Annotated in this window: 21 protein-coding genes; 16 read left to right on the top strand and 5 right to left on the bottom strand. The window is 45.3% G+C overall.

Features of this window, described 5'->3' with window-relative positions; genetic code table 11:
• Window positions 1-10: 10 nt before the first annotated feature.
• Window positions 11-856 carry a 4-(cytidine 5'-diphospho)-2-C-methyl-D-erythritol kinase gene (ispE, locus tag INF28_RS03655; protein WP_226392116.1) on the bottom strand — a complete coding sequence of 282 codons (846 nt, stop codon included), beginning with the start codon at window positions 854-856 and terminating at the stop codon, window positions 11-13.
• A gap of 112 nt (window positions 857-968) precedes the next feature.
• The gene (gene ftsH, locus INF28_RS03650; RefSeq protein WP_226392115.1) at window positions 969-2,924 is read right to left on the bottom strand and encodes an ATP-dependent zinc metalloprotease FtsH; all 1,956 of its coding nucleotides are present in this window, start codon (window positions 2,922-2,924) and stop codon (window positions 969-971) included.
• Window positions 2,925-3,169: 245 nt separating this feature from the next.
• Between ftsH and INF28_RS03645 the strand changes: the two genes are divergently transcribed.
• Window positions 3,170-3,772, top strand: a complete 603-nt coding sequence (locus tag INF28_RS03645) for a peptidylprolyl isomerase (RefSeq protein WP_318961718.1) — start codon at window positions 3,170-3,172, stop codon at window positions 3,770-3,772.
• 332 nt (window positions 3,773-4,104) lie between these two features.
• On the opposite strand, the gene INF28_RS03640 is transcribed toward INF28_RS03645, so the two are convergent.
• The 3 genes from INF28_RS03640 to hisH form a co-directional block, all read right to left on the bottom strand.
• Window positions 4,105-5,220 (bottom strand): glycoside hydrolase family 88 protein, encoded by a 1,116-nt coding sequence (locus tag INF28_RS03640; RefSeq protein ID WP_226392114.1) that lies wholly within the window; start codon window positions 5,218-5,220, stop codon window positions 4,105-4,107.
• A gap of 127 nt (window positions 5,221-5,347) precedes the next feature.
• Window positions 5,348-6,109 carry an imidazole glycerol phosphate synthase subunit HisF gene (hisF, locus tag INF28_RS03635; protein WP_226392113.1) on the bottom strand — a complete coding sequence of 254 codons (762 nt, stop codon included), beginning with the start codon at window positions 6,107-6,109 and terminating at the stop codon, window positions 5,348-5,350.
• The gene (hisH, locus tag INF28_RS03630; protein ID WP_226392112.1) at window positions 6,099-6,725 is read right to left on the bottom strand and encodes an imidazole glycerol phosphate synthase subunit HisH; all 627 of its coding nucleotides are present in this window, start codon (window positions 6,723-6,725) and stop codon (window positions 6,099-6,101) included. The genes hisF and hisH overlap by 11 nt, the downstream gene beginning before the upstream one ends.
• Before the next feature lie 200 nt (window positions 6,726-6,925).
• On the opposite strand from hisH, the gene fmt reads away from it, so the two are divergent.
• From fmt to INF28_RS03555, 15 genes are all read left to right on the top strand, one after another.
• Entirely contained in the window at window positions 6,926-7,855 is a 930-nt protein-coding gene (gene fmt, locus INF28_RS03625) for a methionyl-tRNA formyltransferase (RefSeq protein WP_318961716.1), read from the top strand.
• A 32-nt stretch (window positions 7,856-7,887) separates the two neighbouring features.
• Complete coding sequence (locus INF28_RS03620) at window positions 7,888-8,601, top strand: zinc metallopeptidase (RefSeq protein WP_226392111.1); 714 nt, start codon at window positions 7,888-7,890, stop codon at window positions 8,599-8,601.
• Entirely contained in the window at window positions 8,601-9,887 is a 1,287-nt protein-coding gene (rsmB, locus tag INF28_RS03615; protein WP_226392110.1) for a 16S rRNA (cytosine(967)-C(5))-methyltransferase RsmB, read from the top strand. Before INF28_RS03620 ends, rsmB begins: the two co-directional genes overlap by 1 nt.
• Complete coding sequence (gene rlmN, locus INF28_RS03610) at window positions 9,884-10,936, top strand: 23S rRNA (adenine(2503)-C(2))-methyltransferase RlmN (RefSeq protein WP_226392109.1); 1,053 nt, start codon at window positions 9,884-9,886, stop codon at window positions 10,934-10,936. The genes rsmB and rlmN overlap by 4 nt, the downstream gene beginning before the upstream one ends.
• A gap of 19 nt (window positions 10,937-10,955) precedes the next feature.
• Complete coding sequence (locus INF28_RS03605) at window positions 10,956-11,708, top strand: Stp1/IreP family PP2C-type Ser/Thr phosphatase (protein ID WP_226392108.1); 753 nt, start codon at window positions 10,956-10,958, stop codon at window positions 11,706-11,708.
• Window positions 11,709-11,710: 2 nt separating this feature from the next.
• Window positions 11,711-13,582 carry a Stk1 family PASTA domain-containing Ser/Thr kinase gene (pknB, locus tag INF28_RS03600; RefSeq protein ID WP_226392107.1) on the top strand — a complete coding sequence of 624 codons (1,872 nt, stop codon included), beginning with the start codon at window positions 11,711-11,713 and terminating at the stop codon, window positions 13,580-13,582.
• Between the two features lie 8 nt (window positions 13,583-13,590).
• Window positions 13,591-14,466, top strand: a complete 876-nt coding sequence (gene rsgA, locus INF28_RS03595; protein WP_226392106.1) for a ribosome small subunit-dependent GTPase A — start codon at window positions 13,591-13,593, stop codon at window positions 14,464-14,466.
• A complete protein-coding gene (gene rpe / locus INF28_RS03590) occupies window positions 14,457-15,158 on the top strand; it encodes a ribulose-phosphate 3-epimerase (protein WP_226392105.1) in 702 nt (233 codons plus the stop codon). The genes rsgA and rpe overlap by 10 nt, the downstream gene beginning before the upstream one ends.
• Entirely contained in the window at window positions 15,155-15,790 is a 636-nt protein-coding gene (locus INF28_RS03585; protein ID WP_226392104.1) for a thiamine diphosphokinase, read from the top strand. Before rpe ends, INF28_RS03585 begins: the two co-directional genes overlap by 4 nt.
• Window positions 15,791-16,247: 457 nt before the next feature.
• A complete protein-coding gene (locus INF28_RS03580) occupies window positions 16,248-16,784 on the top strand; it encodes a stage V sporulation T C-terminal domain-containing protein (protein ID WP_226392103.1) in 537 nt (178 codons plus the stop codon).
• Window positions 16,785-16,964: 180 nt separating this feature from the next.
• A complete protein-coding gene (locus tag INF28_RS03575; protein WP_226392102.1) occupies window positions 16,965-17,411 on the top strand; it encodes an FHA domain-containing protein in 447 nt (148 codons plus the stop codon).
• 11 nt (window positions 17,412-17,422) lie between these two features.
• The gene (locus INF28_RS03570) at window positions 17,423-18,673 is read left to right on the top strand and encodes an FtsW/RodA/SpoVE family cell cycle protein (protein WP_226392101.1); all 1,251 of its coding nucleotides are present in this window, start codon (window positions 17,423-17,425) and stop codon (window positions 18,671-18,673) included.
• Complete coding sequence (locus tag INF28_RS03565; RefSeq protein ID WP_226392100.1) at window positions 18,660-20,039, top strand: peptidoglycan D,D-transpeptidase FtsI family protein; 1,380 nt, start codon at window positions 18,660-18,662, stop codon at window positions 20,037-20,039. Before INF28_RS03570 ends, INF28_RS03565 begins: the two co-directional genes overlap by 14 nt.
• 132 nt (window positions 20,040-20,171) lie before the next feature.
• Window positions 20,172-20,987 carry a GDSL-type esterase/lipase family protein gene (locus INF28_RS03560; RefSeq protein WP_226392099.1) on the top strand — a complete coding sequence of 272 codons (816 nt, stop codon included), beginning with the start codon at window positions 20,172-20,174 and terminating at the stop codon, window positions 20,985-20,987.
• An 8-nt stretch (window positions 20,988-20,995) separates the two neighbouring features.
• Window positions 20,996-21,478, top strand: coding sequence for a DUF4358 domain-containing protein (locus INF28_RS03555; RefSeq protein WP_226392098.1), 483 nt, complete (start codon window positions 20,996-20,998; stop codon window positions 21,476-21,478).
• Window positions 21,479-21,484: the final 6 nt, after the last annotated feature.

Raw genomic sequence — 21,484 nt, 5'->3', positions numbered from 1 at the left:
GTATTTAAAATTATATAATAAAAATATCATTGGTGTATTGACGGGCTAGAGCCGCTCCTTTTTCCGCTTCTTCTGTGCTGCGGAACAGGCCGAAAACAGCGGAACCGCTTCCGCTCATCAGAGAGAGAACAGCGCCTGCTTCGCTAAGTGCCTGTTTCAGCCAGCCAACCACAGGATAGGCTGGAATGGTTACGGTTTCTAAAATATTGGCCGCGTTTTGACAAATAGCAGAAAGGTCGCCGTTGCGAATTCCTTCTGCAACACAGGAAACGCTGAGATTTTCAGGTTTTTTAGTGTAATCGAGGTGCTCATAGACCCACTTTGTGGATACAGAAGGCTCTGGCTTTGCAATCACACATTTCATGGCCGGTGGCATCGGAAGAGGCGTTAGTATCTCGCCGATCCCTTGTGCCAAGGCACAGCCTCCCATAATGCAGAAAGGTACATCGGCGCCCAAATCGGCGCCCAGCTCCATTAGTTTATCGGTTTCAAAAGGCTGACCAAATATGGCATTGAGACCTTTTAGTGTGCCGGCAGCATCGGCGCTTCCGCCGCCCATACCGGCGCCCATGGGAATTCGTTTTTCAATATGAATATCAACGCCGCTAGGCTGTCCAAGTCTTCTGAAGAATATTTGCGCGGCCTGGTAGGCCAGATTTTCTTCACCCAGAGGAAGAGAAGAAAGATTGGAAGTCAAGCGGATGTCCTGGTCACCGCGTAGCTGCAGTGTCAACCTGTCTGCCAGTGGTACCTCCTGTAAAATCATTTCTACATCATGATATCCGTCCGCGCGCTTGCCGATAACGTCAATGGCTAAATTAATTTTGGCTCGACATTCCAAAGTTAGTTTGTTCATGAGCTCACCTCTTTCTTTGTTTTATTTTATGTATGGTTTTCTATCTCCATGCATGAACCGCAAGATAAAACCCACAGATTCTATAAGAATCTGTGAGTTGTACGGGAATGTCCTATGATTGTGTTGAATTGGAATCAAAATCAGAATCAGTACCTTCTCCTTCTGATTGCAGAGTTTGTTCCTGTGTTTGTAATGTTTTACCGTTATTGGGGAGATCTGCAACTACATCAAGTGCAGCATCTACTGCTTCCGGATTTTGTGATGCAAAAATCGCGTCAAATTCATCACCTTCAATTTTTTCTTTTTCCAGCAGCAATTCTGCTACTTTGTGAAGATGATCCATGTGTTCTGTGAGAATCTGCGTGCAGCGTTCGTAGCATTCATCAATAATCCGTTTTATTTCTTCATCGATCAGTGCGGCAGTTTCCTGACTGTAATCCACCGTGTGTCCGTAATCCAATCCAATGAATACTTCGTTGTTTTGATCGCCAAAGGTACGTGCTCCCAGTTTTTCGCTCATTCCATAACGGGTCACCATGGATTTTGCCAGGCTGGTGGCTCTTTCAATGTCGTTTGAGGCACCAGTGCTGATATCGCTTAATACCAGCTGTTCAGCCACTCGTCCTCCCAGAAGAACCACAATCTCTTCCAGCATTTCAGTTTTAGAATGATAGAAGGTATCCTCTTTTGGAAGAGATAAGGTATATCCTCCGGCGCGACCCCGGGGAATAATGGAGACCTGATGAACCCTGTCCTGCGTGGGCAGCATTTTTGATACCACCGCATGACCTGCTTCATGAAATGCGGTAAGCTTTTTGGCGCGTTCCGGAACCTGCCGGGATTTCTTTTCAGGACCGGCAATGACCTTCATGATTGATTCTTCTAAATCCAGCATGAAAATTTCGCTTTGATTTTTTCTGGCTGCGGAAAGCGCAGCTTCGTTCATCAGATTTTCCAGATCAGCACCGGAAAATCCTACGGTTGTTTTGGCAATGACAGAAAGGTCAACATCTTTGGCAAGGGGTTTGCCTTTAGAGTGTACCTCCAAAATAGCTTCTCGACCTTTCACGTCCGGAGAATCTACAACTACCTGCCGGTCAAACCGTCCCGGACGGAGCAGAGCCGGATCCAAAATGTCAGGTCGATTGGTGGCGGCAATAATAATGACGCCTTCGTTCGCACCAAAACCGTCCATTTCAACCAGAAGTTGGTTTAAGGTCTGTTCGCGTTCATCATGTCCGCCGCCAAGCCCAGCGCCGCGGTGCCGACCAACGGCATCAATTTCATCAATAAAGATAATGCAGGGGGCATTTTTCTTTGCGTTTTCAAACAGGTCGCGGACTCTGGAGGCGCCGACCCCGACAAACATCTCTACAAAATCCGATCCGGAAATAGAGAAAAACGGAACGCCTGCTTCACCGGCTACTGCCTTGGCAAGCAAAGTTTTACCAGTTCCAGGAGGTCCTACCAAAAGCACTCCCTTGGGGATACGGGCGCCTAATTGCCGGTACCGTTCCGGACCCTTGAGGAAATCCACAATTTCCTTGAGTTCATCTTTTTCTTCGTCTGCTCCAGCAACATCAGCGAAGGTTTTCTTGGTTTTGCCGTCCATAGAAACTTTGGCTTTGCTTTTTCCAAAGTTCATAACGCCGCGGCCCCCGCCTCCGCCTCCAGCTTGCTGCATGAACATAAACCAAAAGACAATAAATATTACCAAAAGCCCGACGGTGGGAAGAAGAGTCAGCCACCACGGCGGACTGTAGGGAAGGGGCGTTTCTACTTTTAGGGTCCCTTCATTGATTTGTTTCTGCATGGATTCTCCCGCATCTGCTTTTAAGGTGTTATATCCAGGCACCTCAACGGAAATGGTACTCCCATCTTTTAATTGGGCGGTTGCTACATTATCGACAACGGAGAGCTCCGTCACCTGCTCCTGTTGGATTTTCAGTATCAAGTCAGAATAAATCTCTTTGGACTGCTTCCCGGGCATGGAAGTCAGTGCAAAAATCATTATGATAATCAAAAAGAGCAAAACGTAGAAGCCGATTCCTTTGATATATCTCTTCACTCAATCTCCTCCTAATTGCCAAAACTATAACTGGAAACTATTGTATTCAATTAAGTCAATATTATATCATAGCATAAATGAAAAAACAAGTTTATTTTAAAAGTTTTTACAGATTCTTCACATTTATACACATGGAGATCGGAGATACATTTTTATGCGTTTTGCAAAATTTGACAGCTTTTTGCTTGACAAATGAAGACAGACGTTGTAATATGGGGGCAAACTGGATTTACGGAGGGAAAGCAATGCAAAAATGGAAGAAAATAATTATATTGTGTCTTGCTGCGGCAGTATGTCTGGCGGTATCCGGCTGTGGAGATAAACAGGAAAGCGGTAACGGTGGCATCGATTTTTCTCAGCCGCAAAAAGTCCTGGTCACCATGGAAAACGGTAAAACATTTACGATTGAAACGGCCCCGCAGTATGCCCCGGAAACAGCGGAAAACTTTTTAAACTTGGTACAGTCCGGGTTCTATAATGGCTTGACATTTCACCGGATCATCGATGGTTTTATGGCGCAGGGCGGTGATCCCAATGGAAATGGTACCGGTGGTAGTGAAAAGACGATAAAAGGTGAATTCGCGGCCAATGGATATTCAAAAAACACACTATCGCATACTCGGGGTGTGGTGTCCATGGCGCGGCAGCCAAACGATATGGATTCAGCTTCCAGCCAGTTTTTTATCTGTTATGATACAGCGCCGCATTTAGATGGAGAATATGCGGCTTTTGGGCGGGTTACTGAAGGAATGGAAACGGTAGATGAGTTTTTGAAAACACCCCGGGATAATGCGGATAAGCCGATTACCCCAATTGTAATTAAAAGTATGGAAATTATTTCTCAATAAAAGAAAACCTCTCAAATCGCTGTTTTGATTTGAGAGGTCAGCGTGTCGATAAAGTATCGACACGCTGGCAGATGCCGAAAAAGGAAGTTAGATTTTCCGCAATTGCTTTCGTCGGCGTACAAAGGTACGGTAGAGAGCGATTGCGGGAAAAGCAAGCAATGACGCCGGTTTCTCAATGAATCCGGCGTCATTTTATACGACAACATAAAGTTTATGAAAAGGAAGCGCATTTTGCTTTTATCATCTCGCTTGCGGTATAACGACTTTTTCGACAGTCTGACCTCTCAAATCGCTGTTTTGATTTGAGAGGTTTTGTTGTTGCAGGAATTGATTTACCAATACATTTTCCAATCAGGATTTTTTAGACGCATTAAAGCTTCCATAAAGAAATAGTCGCCCCAAATGTTGCATTCCGGTTCATGACCGTTCGGACGGGAATACATACCATCGGTTAAAATGCCGTTGGATTCCGGAATACGCTCAGTTAAATAATGGTCAATCAGCGATTCGGTCATTTGCTCTGCTTGTCTTTTCAATTCGGGATGAGATTCATATTTTTCCATTTCCAAAATACCGCAAATGGCAATCGCGGCGGAAGAGCTGTCACGCGGCTGGTCATCTCCGTCTGTAAAAATCATATCCCAGAAGGGTACTTTGTCTTTGGGGAGTTTATCAATAAAGACTTGTGTAACCCCACGGTAAAGCGGCAGCAGTGCGGGGTCATGAGTATAGTGATAGCTTAATGCGAGACCATAGATTCCCCATGCCTGACCTCTTGCCCAGATAGAATTGTCTGAATATCCCTGATGGGTGACACCACGGTCTGGCGCACCGGTTTTAGGATCAAAATAAAAAGTGTGATATGTGGTATAATCCTTACGGATTACGTTTTGAACAGAGGCGTTTAAGTGGCTGAGGGCATGCTCGCGGTATTTGGGGTCTCCGGTAGCTTCTGTTGCCCAGAACAGAAGAGGGATGTTGAGCATACAATCAATAATAAGGCGGTAATTTTTAGGGTCGTCATCCATGGGCCCCCAGGCTTGTAAGAATCCGCCGATGGGACGAAAACGACGCAGTAGGGTGTTAGCGGCCTCCACTGCAGCAGCTTTGGCGTCTTCGTCATGATAGAGCTTCCATGCGGCCACACAGGATGGCGTATATAAAAATCCAAGGTCATGATGTTCTACGGAAATTTGATTGTCAATTCGTTTTTTAAAAATCTGAACTTCATGTTCTGCTGCGGTTTGATATTTGGCATCGTGAGTAAATTCATAAGCCAGGTTAAGCATTCCAGGCCAAAAACCCTCTGTCCAGCTGTTACCGTTTCCTTCCGGATAGACATAGTTTGTACTTTGATCTGCCGGATAAGAATTCGGAAAGTCGTTCATGAGACGGTCTACCTGTTTTAAAGAATAGGAAAGGCCTTTTTCCAGTTTTTCGTTTTTCATAATGGAAACTCCTTTGGTGTTCATCAATTTTTAAATTTTTATTAAAGGGTAACACAGAACACAGGAAATGTCCAGCCAATGTGGCAAAGTGTCCTGCAAACTAATAAATTGTCATGCTTTGGTTCTTTTAAAGGCGCACTGGCACGTTTTGTCTGGCAAGATAATTTTTTAAGTTGTCAATTTCGATCTCCCGAAAGTGAAACAGAGAAGCTGCAAGAGCGGCATCTGCTTTTCCGGCGGTCAAGGCATCACGAAAGTGTTCCATTGTTCCCGCACCGCCAGAGGCAATCACAGGAATGGAAACGTTTTCGGAAATGGTGCGAGTCAGTTCAATGTCATATCCGGCTTTGGTGCCATCGCAGTCCATAGAGGTTAAAAGAATTTCTCCGGCGCCAAGCCGGTCTGCTTCCATAGCCCATTGTACAGCGTCCATGCCAGTATCGATTCTGCCCCCGTGTACATAGGTATTCCAGCCGCTGCCGTCAGGACGGCGTTTGGCATCAATGGCTACGACCACGCATTGGCGGCCGAACCGGTCTGCCGCATCACTGATCAACCGTGGTGTTTTAATAGCAGATGAGTTAATCGAAATTTTATCTGCACCTTCTTTCAGCAGCAGTCTAAAATCTTCTACCGTTTTGATTCCACCGCCGATGGTAAAGGGAATAAAGACAGTTTCTGCTACCCGGCGGGCCAGATCAATTACAGTAGAACGTGCCTCATGTGTTGCAGTAATATCCAAAAAAACCAATTCGTCTGCACCAGCCCGGTTGTACATCTGGGCAATTTCCACCGGATCTCCTGCATCGCGCAGATTGATAAAATTTACCCCTTTGACGACTCGGCCTGCGTGCACATCCAGACAGGGAATGATACGTTTAGCTAACATGGCAGTTACCTCCTGTCTGAAGAAAGTTTTTCAGCATGTTAAGTCCAACATCTCCACTTTTTTCCGGGTGAAATTGTACGGCAAAGACGTTATCCTGATTGAGAGCCACTGGAAGAGTGCCGCAGTACTCGGTATCGGCCGCAATAATAGAAGGATCCTGCGGCTGCATATAATAGGAATGAACAAAATAAACAAAGGGATTGAAAGGCAGGCCTGTAAACAGCCGGCAAGGTTTGCAAAAATGCAGGGAATTCCATCCCATGTGCGGGATTTTAAACCCATCTCTATGCGGAATTTTAACAATTTTACCTTTAAAAATTCCAAGGCCGCTGACGCCGGGTGATTCTTCGCTTTCTTCAAAAAGAAGCTGCATACCCAGGCAAATACCCAGGAAAGGGGTGCCGTGGTGTATGGTTTCTTCTATAATGGAAGGGAGTCCGTTTTCCTCTAACCGGCGCATACAGTCGCCAAACGCGCCAACTCCCGGGAGAATCACATGTTCAGCCTTTAAAATTACCTCAGGGGAGGAAGTTATGACCGCCTGAGCACCTGCAGTTTCACAGGCTTTTTGTACAGAGCGCAAGTTTCCTGCGCCGTAGTCAATGATTGCAATCATGATGTTACCTCATTTTTATGTATTTTTTTTATTATACAACAGTTTTAAAAAATTGGCAATAATAAAATGTGTGGTTTCCAAACGACAGATTTCATAAATTCTTCACAAATTATACCTTGATAATTTATATATGGTGCGGTATAATATAAAAGGAAAAGTTTAGCCGAAAAAAGACAATCTTAAATGGAGTGTAGTATATAATGATGAATGTTTTGTTTATGGGGACTCCGGATTTTGCGGTGCCTTGTTTAGAAGCACTGGTGCAGGAAGGATATGCAGTAAAAGCTGTGGTGACGCAGCCGGATAAGCCTAAAGGCCGGGGGCATAAGATGATGGCACCGCCGGTGAAGATCTGTGCGGAAAAATACGGAATTGAAGTATTGCAGCCACAGAGCCTGCGGGAACAGGCATTGATGCCGGCATTGCTGCGTTTTCAGCCTGACGTAATCGTTGTTGTTGCTTATGGCAAACTTTTGCCTAAATATATTTTGGATTTTCCGCGTTTGGGTTGTATTAATGTCCATGCATCCCTTTTGCCCAAATATCGCGGTGCGGGTCCGATTCAATGGAGTATTATCAACGGGGAAACCCAGACTGGAGTTACCACGATGTATATGGGCGAGGGACTGGATACCGGGGATATGATTTTTAAAGCGGAAACGAAGATTGCGCCGGAAGAAACTGCGGGAATGCTGTTTGAAAGACTTTCGGTGATGGGAGCCAGTCTTTTGGTGGAAACATTAAAAGCCTTGGAAAATGGGACGGCGCCTCGTGTGCCGCAGGAGGACGGTGTGGCAAGCTATGCGCCTATGGTTACCAAGGAAACAGGGCATATTGACTGGACACGCACGGCGGATGAAATATTAAATTTGATTCGGGGCACAGATCCGTGGCCGGGGTGCTATACAATGTTGGGGGATACGGTTATGAAAATCATCCGTGCAAGCAAAACAGCCCAGACGGGACAGCCGGGACAAGTGCTTTTTGCGGATAAGCGGGGGCTTTGTGTGGCCTGCGGCGGCGGTGAAGCAGTTGTGATCGACGAATTACAAATGCAGGGCGGTAAACGGATGTCTGCGGTCAGTTATCTGAACGGACATGAAATACCGTGCGGCATTTTTTTGGGATAGAAGAAAATATAAAATGACCAAGGAGGAAAACCATGCCTTATTATTTTTATTATTTTGACTGGACGATTATTTTATTGATTCCTGCGTTTATTTTGTCCCTTTGGGCGCAGGCCAATGTTAATGGAACCTTTCGGAAGTATTCCCAGGTGTATAACCGGAGGGGATACACCGGTGCGGATATTGCTCGGCGAATTTTAGACATGAATGGATTGTATCAGGTGCGTGTAGAACGGGTGTCGGGCAATCTGACCGACCATTTTGATCCCAAAACCAACGTAGTCAGATTATCAGAGGCTACCTATTCCAGCCAATCGGTGGGTGCAATCGGTGTGGCGGCCCATGAAGTAGGCCATGCGGTGCAGCATGCGGTAGGATATGCTCCGATTCGCATTCGGAATGGAATTGTGCCCTTTGTCAATGTCTGCAACTGGCTGTCTATGCCAATTTTATTGATTGGCGTTTTGTTTGCCGGTTTGGGAAGCTTTTTTCCGTCTTTGATTGATGTGGGAATTATTCTGTTTTCGGCAACTGTACTGTTTCAGCTGGTTACTTTACCGGTGGAATTCAATGCCAGCAGGAGAGCGCTTCAGACGCTGCGTGGGCAGTGCCTTTTGGATGAAGAAGAGATGCGTGGAGCCTCTGCTGTCCTGCGTGCGGCAGCTTTGACCTATGTGGCGGCTGCGGTCAGTTCGATTATGAGCCTTCTGCGTTTGATATTGTTATTTGGCAACAGGAGAAATGATTAATGACAGGAGCAAGAGAACTGGTTTTAAAAGGATTATACAGGATCGAAAAGGATGGAGCTTATTCGAACAAAGTTTTGACAGATATTTTAAGGACGCCAGGACTTTCAGAGCAGGATCGTGCTTTTGCTAATGCGCTTTTGATGGGCGTGGTAGGCAGCAAGCTGAAGTTGGATTATATTATTCAGCTGTTTTCCCGTATCAAATTGAAAAAGCTGAGTCTGTGGGTGTTGTTGATTCTCAGAATGGGTGTATACCAGCTGACAGAAATGGAGCATATTCCAGACCGAGCCGCCTGCAGTGAATCGATGCATCTGGCGGAAAAATATGCACATAAGGCGGCACGAGGATATATTAACGGGGTATTGCGCAGCATTGCCAGAGAAAAAGGGCAGATTGTTTATCCGGAGGAGATAAGTGAGCGTTTTAGTGTTTTGTATTCCTGCCCGCTTTGGCTGACTCGGAAATTGCTTGATCAGTATGGAGAAGAAGGCTGCAAGAAGATCCTTTGTGACAGCCACATACCGCATCCGGTGACCCTTCGCGTGAATCGGCTGAAAACAACGCCGAAACGATTAATAGGACTGCTTCTGGAGGAAGGGGTAACCACCCGGGAAATCGGTGAGAACTGTTTGAAGGCGGAAAGTGCGCTTGATATACGTCGATCTCCTGCGTATGCACAGGGGCTTTATACGCTGCAGAATACCAGTTCTATGGAGGCGGTACGGATTTTGAATCCGCAGCCGGGGGAAACCATCTTGGATATTTGTGCGGCTCCCGGTGGAAAAACAGGGCAGATAGCTGAAATAATGGATAATCGGGGCAGAGTGCTGGCGTTTGATCTGCATCCGCATAAAATTCAGCTGATTGAGAAAACCATGCAGAGACTGGGTGTTTCCTGTGTGGAAGCCAGTATTTGGGATGCAAGACATCTGATGCCGCAATGGCAGGGAAAAGCGGACCGGGTTCTTGCTGATGTTCCGTGTTCCGGTATTGGTGTGATGCATAAAAAACCAGATATCAAATGGAAAAGACAGGAATCGGATATTCCGGAGCTGTGTACTGTGCAGGCGGATATTTTGGACACGGCCTGCCGGTATGTAAAGCCTGGAGGTGTTTTAGAGTATGCGACCTGTACCATTCTTAAAGAAGAGAACGAAGAACAGGTTGCAGCCTTTTTGAATCGGAATAAGACGTTTCGGTTGGATAAAGAAAAACAAATTCTTGCACATGAAACAGGCGGAAGCGGATTTTATATTGCAAAAATGGTATGTGTGCAGGAAAAATGAAGGAATCAGGAATGAAAACAAATATCAAAGACTATACTTATGATGAGCTGGAAGCGTTGGTTTCCGGAGAACTGGGAGAACCTAAGTTTCGGGCTTCACAGATCTTTACCTGGCTCTACCGCGGCATTGCTTCTTTTGAACAGATGACGAATCTTTCAAAGTCTCTTCGTCTGGCTTTGTCAGAACGATTTTCTATAGGAAATTTGACGATTTTGGAAAAATACGTTTCACGTATTGACGAAACCCGTAGATATCTGTTACAATTAGAAGACGGAAATATGATTGAATCAGTATTGATGAAATATCATCATGGATATTCGGTTTGTATCTCATCTCAGGTGGGTTGTGCTATGGGATGCGCGTTTTGTGCTTCCACCCGAGGCGGGAAAATACGGAATTTATCTGCCGGTGAAATTGTGGGACAAATCCTGGCGGTACAGAGGGATCTGGGCGAGAGAATTTCTAATGTGGTAATGATGGGAATTGGAGAGCCCCTGGACAATTATGAACAGGTACTACGCTTTTTTGATATTGTAAACCATCCTAAGGGCCTGCATATTGGACAGCGGCATATTGCACTTTCTACTTGCGGTTTGGCGAACCGGATTCAGGATTTGGCAGAAAAACAGCTACAGATCACGCTATCAGTGTCTCTGCACGCGCCGAACGATGAAAAACGTTCGGCCATTATGCCAGTGAACCGCCGATATCCCATTTCTGTATTGATGAAGGCTTGCAGATATTATATACAGAAGACGAATAGAAGAGTATCTTTTGAGTATACATTAATTCATGGTATAAATGACACGCCGCGGGAAGCGGAAGAACTGAAGAAGTTGCTTGCGGGAATGTTGTGCCATGTGAATTTAATCCCGGTAAATCCGGTAAAGGAGACAGGCTTTTGCCAAGGAAACCGGCAGTCTGTCGAACAGTTCCAAAGAATATTGGAATCAGGTGGTATCCCCGCCACTATTCGCCGCGAAATGGGGTCTGATATTCAGGCGGCCTGTGGCCAGCTGCGGGCATCCAGAGCGGCTGAGCGGCATTGAACAGGAGGAGGTGCTTTGCTTGCAATTAGATGTTTACGGGGCGAGTGATGTAGGCTGTGTACGAGAATTAAACGAGGATAGTTTTTGTGTTTATGGATTTGAGCAAAACCGTGCTCCGGGGTTTTGTGTTCTTTCTGACGGTATGGGAGGACACAATGCCGGCGAAGTAGCCAGCCAGCGGACAGTTCAGTTTGTGGCGGAAGAATTAATGGAATATATACCTCACGAGAGTGAGGTTAGTCTTCCAAAATGCTTGAATCAGGCTGTGCATTCTGCAAATAAAAAAATTTATAATATGGCAATGGAAAATCAGAACCAACGGGGAATGGGTGCAACATTAGTTGCGGCCTGTATCTGTGAAAGAGAGACCTATATCGCCAATGTAGGTGACAGCAGGGCTTATGCCTGCCGTGATCATGCTTTGGTGCAGATTACGCGGGATCATTCTGTGGTGGAAGAGATGGTAGCAAATGGATCCATCACCCGGGAAGAAGCCCGTGTTCATCCACAGAAAAATATTATTACCCGTGCAGTTGGAACCGATCCCGTGACAGAACCGGATATTTTTGAATATGACTGTATGCCCGGTGACTGCCTGCTTCTTTGCAGCGATGGATTGAGTACCATGGTGGAAGATGCAGAGATTCTAGAAATTTTAGAACAGGGTGATGATGCCGAACATACAGTGACACAGTTGATTGAAACAGCAAAGAAGTATGGCGGCAATGATAATGTTACGGTAATTTGTATCCGATTCATACAGGAGGGATAAAAATGGACTTAGTTGGAAAAGTATTGGCCGGCCGCTATGAAATTCGGGAAGAAATTGGCAAAGGCGGAATGGCTCAGGTCTATAAAGCCTGGTGCAATGTTTTAAATCGATATGTGGCAATTAAGGTTCTGAAGGAAGAGTTCAAGGATGACAAAGAATTTGTGCACCGTTTCAATGTAGAGGCACAGGCGGCGGCAGGAATATCTAATCCACATGTGGTTTCCATTTATGATGTGGGATTTGAGAATGGTCTTTATTATATCGTTATGGAATATGTGGAAGGGATTACGCTGAAGGAGTACATAGCCGAAAAAGGTAGGCTCCCATGGCGTGAAGCGGCAGGCTTTGCAGCACAGATCTGTGAAGGCCTGGAAGCGGCCCATAAAAATCATGTCATTCACAGAGATATTAAACCACAGAATATTATTATGACACCGGATGGGGTGCTGAAGGTAACAGATTTCGGAATTGCCCGGGCTACAACGCAAGCTACCATGACCATGGGAAACAATGCGATTGGTACCGTGCATTATCTGTCGCCGGAGCAGGCCCGGGGCGGATATACGGACGAGCGTACAGATATTTATTCCTTGGGTGTGGTTTTGTATGAAATGCTTACCGGACGTTTGCCGTTTAACGATGACAGCCCGGTTGCGGTTGCGATTAAGCATATTCAGGAGTCGCCTACCCCGCTGAGGGAATTGAATCCGGATATTCCAGAGGCAATGGAAAAGATTACCCTTCGGGCTATGAACAAGGAACAAAATGTACGTTATCCCAGTGCAGAGGCATTTTTAAAGGATCTAAACCGCGTGTTGATCAATCCTGACTACCAAATGGAAAGTCAGGAGCGTTCAGACATTCAGGATGGCGAGGATATGGACACCACCATGAAAATGCCCAGTATTGGCGAGAATGATATTGAGCATTACCGGAAGAATCATCCGGAAAATAATCAGAAAAAAAGCCGCAACGAAACTGGAGGGTATGCGGATTATGCCCAGAAAGTTGATCAGGCAGTGGAGGAGAGAAAACTGAGAGAAATTGATGAAAAACGCGCCCGGCGTGAACAGAAGAAAAAAGAACGCAGAGTAACCATGATTGCAATTTTGACTGCGATTTTGGTGGTTGCGGGCTTGGGCGCTGTGTTTGCTGGCGTGACAGGGGGGCTGGACTTCTTAAAAGGCGGAGAAACAGTGGAAATACCGAAACTGGTGGATATGGATCTGGAAAAAGCACAACATCAGTATAAGGATACGTTTAGTATTGTCAAAAAATCGGAAAAACCCAGTGATAAAGCCGCGGGCGCTATTTTGGAACAGAGCCCGGAAGCCGGTACCAAAGTACAGAAAAGAGAAGATATTATTATTTATGTAGTGGTCAGTGCGGGCAATACAGCGGTGAATTTGGAAAATTATGTAGGGAAAAATATTACGGAAGCCAGCAATGCTTTAAAAGAAAGCGGTTTCCAGGTAAACATTATTGAAAAATACAGTGATTCGGAAGCCAAAGATACTGTTATGGCACAGGATCCGGCGGCAGGCACAGCTGTTTCGCCGGGAGGTTTGGTGACGTTGTATGTAAGCAAGGGCTCAGAGGATGAGAAACCTTCTGCTTCTGCAAGTACAAAGCCAACCAATACCCCTTCTGCAACCAAAAAACCGGAAAGTACCGTGACGGAAACTCCGGATAGGACAGAGAGACCAACACAAAGGCCAGAAAAAACGGTGGCGCCTACCAAAACGCCTGAAACCAGTGGCGGTTCTGGGCAGACAGGAGGTAGCGGCTCTGGAAACGGCGGAACGGAAAGTGAAGAATCCGGAAGCGGAACTGGTGGAGGAAATACCAATACTGCACCGGGTATTGGTGATTGAGGCGGCTTATGAAACAGTTACAGGGAAGAATTACGAAAGGAATCGGCGGTTTCTACTATGTAGATACCGCCGAAGGTATGTTTGAATGTCGTGCCCGGGGCATTTTCCGAAAAGAGGGACTTACCCCACTGGTGGGAGATGTGGTGACGGTTTTGGGTGATGTGGAGTCAATGACTGGTACGGTAGATGCAGTGGAGCCAAGAAAAAATGTACTGATACGCCCGCCGGTTGCAAATGTAACCCAGATGGCAGTTGTTGTATCTACATCCAATCCTGCACCCAATTTGTATTTGCTTGATAAGCTGATTGCTTCTGCGGAATATGCCCAAATACAGCCGTTGATCTGTTGGAACAAAACGGATTTAGATGAAGGTAGTGTTTATATAGAGATTTATGAGAAAGCGGGCTTTGACACCCTGCGTCTCAGCGCAGAAACTGGATGGAATATTTCGCAGCTGCGGAAAAAACTCAAGGATCAGGTGACGGTTTTTGCTGGAAATTCCGGTGTAGGAAAATCCAGCCTGCTCAACCAGGTGCTGGAAAAGGAAAGTTTTGAAACCGGCGCAGTAAGCGGAAGAGTAGATCGGGGTCGGCATACCACACGACATAGTGAATTGGCGGCACTTCCCGGCGGCGGATATATTATTGATACACCGGGATTTGGTACACTGGACTTTTCCTTGCTTAACCCTCAGGATTGTGCAGCGTTATTTCGGGAATTTGCACCATTTATAGACGGATGCCAGTTTCGAGATTGCAGCCATACAGTGGAAAAGGGATGCTGTGTGCTGGAAGCGCTGCGGGAAGGGAAAATTTCGCAGCAACGGCATGAAAGCTACTGTCGTCTTGTGCAGGAGATCCGGGAGGCAAAGCCATGGAAATGAGGGAGAATATGAAAATAAAAATTGCGCCGTCTATTTTGGCGGCAGATACGGCACGGCTGGGCGAAGCGGTTTGTGTGGCACAGCAGGCAGGTGCTGACTGGCTGCACATAGATATTATGGACGGGCATTTTGTTCCTAACTTTAGTTTTTCGCCCCAGACGGTCAAACAACTCAGGCCTTGGAGCAAATTGTATTTTGATGTGCATCTTATGCTAGATCAGCCGGAAAAATATATTGATGCTTTTGCAAACGCAGGAGCAGATTTGATTACGGTTCATGCCGAGGCGGCGAAAGACCGAGAAGCGTTGCGTGGGCTTGCGGCACAAATCCATGCTCGGGGTATTCATGCCGGTGTTTCTATAAAGCCCGCAACAAAGGTGGAGACGGTTAAGGGGCTTCTGGCTGATTTTGAAGTTGTTTTGGTGATGAGCGTGGAGCCGGGGTTTGGCGGTCAAAAATACATAGATGCGGTGACTGATAAAATTGCTGCATTACGGCAGTTGGCCGATAAAGAAAATCCGGTTTTACACATAGAAGTAGACGGTGGCATTTGTGATGAAAATATCAATGCTCCTGCGGCGGCCGGTGCAGATGTCCTGGTGGCAGGTTCGGCTGTGTTTGGTGCGGAAGATTTGGGTGAAGCAATTACTCGACTTCGTGATAATGCGGAGAAGGCGGTGCGGAAGGTATGAAAAAAGCGGCGATTTTTTGCAGTGGAGAGATGGATGATGACAGTGTTTGGCCTGCTGCTGAGAGAGAACAGTTTCTGGTTATTTGCGCAGACGGAGGATTACGTCATGCCAGAAGACTGGGAATTACTCCGGATGTTGTGATCGGCGACTGTGATTCTTCAAAAGAGCCATATCCTTCCTCGGTGGCACAGTTCGTTTATCCACCCGAAAAAGATGCAACGGATACTAATTTGTGTTTAGATTATGCTCTTTCACTGGGCTGTACGCAAATTTGGCTTTTTGGTGGAATTGGAGGAAGATTGGATCATGAATTTTCGCATTTTTGCCTTTTGCTGTATGCATTGCGGCGGGGAGCAGAAGTCAAAATGGTCAATGGACAGAATGAGATCTGGATGATAGATCATTCTTTTTTTCTCGAACGTACCGAAAAGAAATATGTCTCTTTTTTTCCGTATGGTGGTCCAGTGGAGGATTTTTGTATTCGTGGACTGAAATATGAAGCCGATCATATGTACTTAGATTGTGGAAAGGTGCAGGCCTCTTGTAATGAGTTTGCACAGGAAGATATTGCTCAGATTTCCTTCCGTGAAGGAGGAATCCTATTGGTGATGCTGAGTAAGGATAAAACTTAAAGTTTACATTCATTTTACAGTTGTTTTACAACAAAGAATTTACATATTTTGCTATTGACAAGCGCTTCAGTACTTGGTTATAATAAGAAACAGCACAGAGTGGTTTCGAAATATTTGAGGGGGAGATTTTGTGAAACGCTTTATCATTCTTTTGGCAGTTTTGATTTTGGCGTTTGCAGCTGCAGCTTGTGGAAACAGCGTGCAGTCTTATCAAATGAATCAAAGCGGGGGAACGGTGATGGCAGGTTAGTGGTATATGAGCCATGCTTGCTGGAAAGAAACGGTGCAGCAAATGCTGTGCCGTTTTTTCGTGGCAGATATCGTTTTGTAAAACAAGTTCGCTAAGATGATCAATATATACAAAATCTTTCTTGAAACTGTGAATTAAATGGATAAAATTCACCGCATTGCAAATAATACTTTTTGTAATAATAATTTGCAATTTGGAGGAAGATATATGAAAGCAACAGGAATCGTTAGAAGAATTGACGACCTTGGTCGTATTGTCATACCTAAAGAAATTCGCCGCACTATGCGAATCCATGAAGGAGATCCACTGGAAATTTTTACCGAAAGCAATGGGACGGTTATTTTTAAAAAGTATTCACCCATTGGTGAACTGGGTGAATTTGCCAGTCAATACGCAGAATCCCTTTCTAAAACGGCAGGTATTCCTGCCTGTATTACTGACAAGGACAATGTAATTGCCGTTTCCGGAGTGCCCAAAAAAGAACTTCGGGAAAAGAAAGTATCAGGAGATTTGGAGAGAGTGATGGCGTCCAAAACTGTTTTTGTAGCAAACCCTGGGGATAAAACGATACGGATTTTAGATGAAAATGATCAGTATGGTGCAGGAGTGGTAGCTCCTATTGTCTTTGACGGGGATAGTATTGGCTCGGTTATTTTTCTTGCGGATTCTTCCAGTAAACTTGGAGAACTGGAGAGCAAGTTGGCAGAAACTGCCGCTGGCTTTTTAGGAAAAACCATTGAATAAAAGAACGAAATTGCGGCAGAGAATCAAAGGGACGGATGCGCCTTACGTGGTGCTCCGTCCTTTTATGTTATGTACAGGGGAAAAGACTTGATTTCCCGCACCGTCTTGTGTATAATAGGAGTAATTAGGACTAGGAGGAGAAGCAGATGGAGTCTGCAAAATGCGGCGGAGGTGAGGAAATTGACTTTTTATAATTTTTTATCATCTATTTTAAGTTATGTATTTACATTTATTATTTATCTTTTTATTTTTGGCGTGATTCGGCTGATTTATCTGGATGTGAAAAAAATGAGCCGTTTTGAAAATAATAGTGTCAGCGGGGTGGAGACAGCCAGCCTGAAAACCCTGCACGGTAAGAACCAGGCTGAAACAGAATTAAAAAATCGATATATGATTTATGGGGAGGCAGTCATTGGACGAAGCAAGACTTGTGATATTGTACTGCGTGAAAAATATGTTTCCAATCAGCATGTAAGAATCTGGTTTGAAAAGGGAGAATGGTATCTGGAGGATTTGGGAAGCCGCAATGGAACCGAAGTCAATGGCCAAAGAATCCGCCAGCGTGTGATGCTGGATCCGCAGGATGAAATTTCGATTGGCGGCCTGCGTTTTGTTTTTGAGCTATAAAGGAGCGTCCTATGGGAAAATTTAAAGGATTAAATTACCGGCGTCCGGCATATCTGTTGATGCTGATGAATATGTTTGGCTTTGGACTTTTGTTTGTGGCAAACAGCTATAATCCCAATATACTATATGTGGGAGCCGGATTACTGGGTCTATTTATACTAATGTATACTATTATTGTTCTTTGCCGTATGGGGGACAAGTTTATTATGCTGATGGCTTGTATGCTGATTACCATTGGTGTACTTTTGCTCTGCAGAATTAAAATTGATTATGGAATTCGTCAAATTATGTGGGTAGCGATCGGCGGAGCAGCTTTTTTTACAGTTTATGTGGTGTATTATAATATCCGCTTCTGGAATCGCATGTGGTTCTTGTATCTGGCACTGGGAACGGGTTTGTTTTTGGCCACGCTTTTATTTGGTAAGGTAGTGAATGGGTCTAAAAACTGGATTTCTTTGGGTGGTTTTAGCTTCCAGCCCGCGGAAATCACAAAAATCTTGTTTATTATGTTTCTTGCTTGTTATTATTCCGGGTCTTGGAATAAACCCTTTCTGCGGTTAAAGCCAAAGTGGGTGACCATGCTGGGAACTTATCTTTTCATTGGTTTTTTGGTTTTACAAAGAGACTGGGGAACCATTTTGGTATTGTTTGCAATTTATATTTTTATGATCTATGTCTATGAAAAAGGCTATGGATTTTTGGCTGGTAATGTGGGTGTGGCAGCCATTGTAGCATTACTGGGATATAAGTTTTTATACCATATTCAGGTGCGTGTCAGCGCATGGCTGGATCCCTGGTCGGATATTGCGGACAAGGGGTATCAAATTACCCAATCTTTGTTTGCCATTGCATCTGGCGGCTATTTCGGCCGTGGCTTGGGCAACGGTTCACCAAATTACATTCCAGAAGTGCATTCTGATTTTATTTTTGCAGCCGTGTGTGAAGAAATGGGCGTGTTTGGCGGTGCGGCAATTATTATTCTGTTTTTCCTGATTGCTTATCGGTGCTTTAAAATTTCCATTACGGCACAGGATCCATTTGATAAAGCGGTCTGCCTGGGGCTGACACTGATGTTTGCGGTACAAACCTTCATTATTGTGGGCGGTGTCATCAAAATGATTCCGTTGACAGGTATTACTTTGCCTTTCGTAAGTTATGGCGGAACATCTATTGTGGTGAATTTCGCTTCTTTGGGTATCATTCAGGCAATCTCTGCTAAAGAAGAGCGCGGAACAGGAGGTGCAGGCCATGAATCCAAATAAAAAGATCATACGGGTTTTGGTAGTGGTTTGCGTCATGTTTCTGTCGTTGGTTACCTATCTGCTTTATTTTAATATGTTTGAGGCAGAAGAAGTGGCCACCAATCCATATAATAAGCGGCAATGGGAAGATGAAAAATTTGTAAAGCGGGGCACTATTTATGACCGGGATGGAGTTGTGCTGGCTGAAACAGAAGTAAGTGGTGACGAACGTATCCGCAAATATCCGCAGGGACGTTTGTACAGCCATGTGATCGGTTATTGCTCGAAAGTTTATGGGAAAAGTCAGCTTGAGATGAAATACGATAAAGAACTCCTGGGACAGGGAGACATTGCCATCAGCTTTAATGAACTTCGATCTGGATATGATTTAACCTTAACCATTGACAATGATCTTCAGCAATATGCTTATGACCAGCTAAACGGCCGGGAAGGAGCGGTGGTGGCGCTGGAACCTACTACGGGAAAAGTGCTGGCTATGGTCAGCTATCCGGATTTTGATCCCAGCGCCGAAAGTTTGGAGAAAAACTGGAATGCCATCGTGGAGCGAGAAGATTCTCCATTGCTGGCAAGAGCAACCCAAGGACTGTATCCGCCTGGTTCTACTTATAAAATAGCGACGGCCGCCGCGGCATATGAAACGGGCCGGATCACCGAAACTTTTCAGGATAATGGAAAATTTGAGCGGGATGGATTATCAGTGGATAATTATGGACAAGCCGCCTATGGGGAGATTGATTTAAAACGAGCCTTTGAGGTATCCAGTAACTATGCTTTTTGTACCTTAGGTTATGAAATGGGGCCGGAAAAGGTACTGGAAGAAGCAGAGCGGTTTGGTGTTGGGAAAGAATTTGGATTTGATATTCCTGTAGAGAAAAGTGAAATACAGTATAAAAAAATGACAGCCCAGGATGCAGCTTTGGTATCCATTGGGCAGGGGCAGCTTTTGATGACACCGCTTCATGTGGCCATGATGGGGGCGGCAGTAGCTAACGGCGGTAAGATGATGCAGCCTTATTTGGTGGATACGATTTCGACGGCGTCCGGTTTAACTCTGTCTGAAACAAAGCCGGCGGTTTTGTATGATGTGATGGATGCGGGTTGTGCGGAATATTTGGATACGCTGATGCAGGGTGTGGTTGCCAACGGAACTGGGAAAAGCTGTCAGATATCAGGGATTACTGTTGCGGGAAAAACTGGTACGGCAGAAAATGAGACCGATCAGGATCACGCCTGGTTTGTTGGCTATGCGCCGGCGGAGAACCCGCAGATCGCAGTTGCGGTTTTGTTGGAATATGATGGGGGCGCTGGTGGTACCAATGCAGGGCCGATTGCCCGGAATGTAATCAGAAAATATCTGCAAAAATAGGAGCGATTTTACAAGTATATTAACAATTTGTTGACAAATAGCAAAATGTCTTGACGAACTCTTATGGGCGTGCTAACATTACAAGTAGCGACAAGAAATATGGAAATTTGACAGAAGAGGGGTCAATGCAAAATGCGGACATACGGGAACGGAAAGCGTTCCGGAAGATATATATCAGAAGAAATGAGTTACCGTGCCAAACGCCGGGCACGGCGGCGCAGACGGCGCCAGATTAGGGATCGGGTGATTGTATGCTTTATTCTTGCCCTCCTGGCCGGTGGACTTTGTTTTGGGGGGTACCATCTGTTCCATAGGAAACCGGCAGAAGACACTGTTGCTACGGCGTCTGTGCCTGCCATAACCAAAGAGCCTGATACAAAGGAGAATTTTTTTCAGAATACTGCTTTTATCGGGAATTCATTTGTCAATGATTTGGAAGATAGTGGACTTATAAAAGAGGCTGATTTTTTTGGGCGGGTTGGGCTCAATTTAGATTCCGTGATGGAGCTTCCGGCGCGCAACGGAGATATTCCGGCAGCTGACGCAGTATGCCAAAAACAATACAAGCGGGTATTTATGGTTTTTGGTGAAAATGAACTTGGTTGGCGTGAGCCGGAGGTGTTTGTAAGCAAATACAGTGATTTGATCCAAAAGGTGAAGGCAAGTATGCCTGACGTTAAAATATATGTTCAATCGGTTACCCCGGTTACGGCCAAAGCATCTGAAAATGCTCGCTTTGGTGTAACCAATGAAAATATTGTGGATATCAACGGATTGATTCGTCGTGTTGCAGAAGAAAATCAGGTGTACTATGCTGATTTGCACAGTGCAGTGGTCAATGAGTATGGCTGTCTGCCGGATGATGTGGGCGGCGACGGTGTGCATTTTAATCAAAAGTACTGTCAGATTTGGGTAGATTATCTGCGGGATACGTTTACGGAGGAGTAAAGCCAGTTATGAAAAAGAGAAGTATTATAGTGTTGATTTCAGTGTTGGTGTGTCTGCTGGTCATGGGCGGCTGTGGCGGACAAAATGTAACATTGGATACGGAAGCCGCAGCGGAAACGCTGACGGCTTTGGATATATTTGATGAACCGCTGGAAAAAATGGATAATGACGTTGCGCGGAAATTGTATCAGGTTGAGGAAGACACTGTGAAAAACATGGCTGTTTATACCGGGACAGCTGCGGTTGTGGATGAGGTTTCAGTCTGGGAAGCAAAGGATGCGGCGGCTGCAACGAAGATTGAAGAAGCAATAAAAAGCCGGATTGAAAGTCAAAAGACAAGCTATGCCTCTTATCGCCCAGAGGAGGTACCAAAACTTGAAAATGCGGTAACCGTGCGAAGAGGAAATTATGTTGTATTTTGTGTTTCCAAGGACAGCGGACAGGCTTCTGCTGCTATTGAAGCGCTTTGGCAGTCCAATAACAGCAAATAACGGAGG

It is taken from the genome of Ructibacterium gallinarum (genome assembly GCF_014982785.1).
GTDB lineage: Bacteria > Bacillota > Clostridia > Monoglobales > Monoglobaceae > Ructibacterium > Ructibacterium gallinarum.
This window is presented reverse-complemented; position numbering and strand designations above follow the sequence as displayed.